Below are 2,251 nucleotides of genomic sequence, written 5' to 3'. Positions count from 1 at the left end.
GGTCGGCGCCAGGTTATGGCACGACCGCGGCGACGGTGGAGGGCCTTGGGGCACTCTGTCCGAACACGGGCTCTTCACGTGGCCGACAGAAGCGGAACGGTGGCCGGTGGGACCGGTGATGGCCGGATCAGCACACCGGCATCAGCACACCGGGATGAGCACCGTCAGCACGAAGGTGTGCGGGTCCGGGTTGGCCGGGGCCTCGTAGGTGAGCGTCGCGGCGATGCTCGTGCCCGGGCTCGCGGCCGGGTCGACCTGGAGCGCGAAGCCGCGGTTGTACTGGGCCCAGGTGTTGTTGACGCTGTCGTCGCAGGTCGCCGTGGTGCCGTCGGCCGAGATCGCGCACTTGTTGTAACTCGGCGCGCTGTCCAGCCACTTGGAGCCGGGCGGGAGCTGGGCGATCAGCCGGCCGCGCCACGGGTAGTCGGTGGACGGGCCGAGGTTGCGCTCCAGCACCTCGAAGTCGGCCGGGTTGCCGGGCGCGGCGGGCTTCGGGGGCCGCCACATCTCCAGCACCGCGTTGGTGACGGGCGCGGAGGTGTCCCAGGACCAGGTGGTCGAGTTGTCGTTCGGGTTCTGATCGGCGTCCCAGGTCACGACGGCCGTGCCGCCGGGGTAGGTCTTCGGGCCTGGGGTGGTGCTGATGGTCTGGCCGTAGAGCTTCTCCGTCTCGCAGGTGGCCGGTGCCAGCCCCTTGGCGACGGTGAAGCGGATCCAGTTCCAGCCGCTGTCCACGGGGCCCGCGTGGTCGGTGGTCAGGCGCATCGACGGATCGCCGGGGCCGTTGACCACCAGGGTCGCGCCGGCCGCCGGCGTCTCGGAGCCGTTGTTGCAGACCGTCACCAGGATCGTCCCGACGGCGCCGGGCGCGGTCGGGAAGGACGGCGGGCTCACCTGGACGCTCAGGTCCTTGGCGTACGTCGAGCGGTGGGTCGGGCCGGCGGCGGCCTGGGCGGCCTGGGCGGCGGTCAGGGAGAGCGGCAGCAGGGCGGCTGCCGCGAGGAGGGCGGGGATCCGCATGGGTGACTCCGGTCGGGGGTCGGAGGGGGACTGAGGGGGACTGAGGGGACGAACGTGGCCGTTCGATGACGAAGCTACGCACGCTCGGCGGCCCCCGCCCTGCTCGGTTACTCCGCCCGACGTCAGGCCCCTTGCGAGCGGCCGGGACGGCGGACGGGACGGCACGCGGGGCGTCGGGCCCGGCGGAACGATTCCGCGCGCCGGGCCGCGGCCTCCCGCGCCCGACGTGGCGTCACCCCTTTGGCCCCTTTGACACGGTAGTGTCCGCTGGCGCGGTATCCGGCGGCCCGCCGGCCCGCAGCTCACGCACACCCATCTGGAGGAACTCGTGCCGGCTCCCGCTCGCGGTGCCCTGGCCATAGCCGCGGCCGTCCTGCTCGCCGCGGCCGCAGGCTGCTCGTCCGACAAGGGACACACCGCCAAGCCCGCCCCCACCACCGCGGCCGCGAAGGGCTCGGCCCCGGCGGCCGGCGACGCGGCCGAGGCCCACTCGATCCCGGTCGGCGCCGGCCCCAAGTCCTCGTACGACGTGCAGGCCCAGCCCGCCGCGGGCAGCTGCAAGTACCGGTACACCGCCGACAAGCAGCCGCTGCCCGACCCGAACTGCACCCCGGGCGCCACCAGCCCGGCGGTCACCCAGGCCAACCTCAACGACACCGTGTGCAAGCCGGGCGGCTACACCTCGGGGATCCGCCCGCCGGCGAGCATCACCGGCAAGGAGAAGGCCGAGAACGCCAAGTCCTACGGCTACAGCGGCCCGATGGGCGACTCCGAGTACGACCACCTGATCAGCCTGCAGCTCGGCGGCGACCCGAACGACCCGCGCAACCTGTGGGTCCAGCCGCCGTCCCCCGACCACGTCCCGGGCAAGGGGCCGAACAACCCCAAGGACACCGTCGAGACGCACCTGCACACCGCGCTGTGCAAGGGCCAGGCCACCCTCGCCGCCGTCCAGCAGGCCATCGCCACCGACTGGACCACCGCCGAGGCCAAGCTCGGCATCGGCAAGGCCGGGGCGCCCGTGGCCGGACCGGACGCCGACGGCGACGACCAGTGAGCCGGACGGCCGCCACCGGCTGACGGGGGTTCGGGGACGGGCCCCCGCCGCCGCCGCCAGTTTCAATCGACGGCGGCGACCGTCGGCGGCCGGGCCCTGCGCTCAGCCGCCGAACGACTCGACCAGCGCGGCGATCGCCTCGAACGGCCGGTGCTCCGCGAGCTCCGCGGCCAG

Annotated in this window: 2 protein-coding genes; one reads left to right on the top strand and one right to left on the bottom strand. The window is 73.9% G+C overall.

Going from position 1 to position 2,251, the window contains the following annotated elements:
* Nucleotides 1–141 precede the first annotated feature (141 nt).
* Nucleotides 142–1,020, bottom strand: coding sequence for a hypothetical protein (locus AB0O00_RS36445; protein WP_363658995.1), 879 nt, complete (start codon nt 1,018–1,020; stop codon nt 142–144).
* A 328-nt stretch (nt 1,021–1,348) separates the two neighbouring features.
* On the opposite strand from AB0O00_RS36445, the gene AB0O00_RS36440 reads away from it, so the two are divergent.
* Complete coding sequence (locus tag AB0O00_RS36440) at nt 1,349–2,077, top strand: hypothetical protein (protein ID WP_363658994.1); 729 nt, start codon at nt 1,349–1,351, stop codon at nt 2,075–2,077.
* Nucleotides 2,078–2,251 lie beyond the last annotated feature (174 nt).

The sequence above is a fragment of the Kitasatospora sp. NPDC093558 genome (assembly GCF_040683475.1).
GTDB lineage: Bacteria > Actinomycetota > Actinomycetes > Streptomycetales > Streptomycetaceae > Kitasatospora.
The sequence above is the reverse complement of the archived record's forward strand: the minus strand, read 5'-3'. Positions and strand labels throughout refer to the sequence as shown.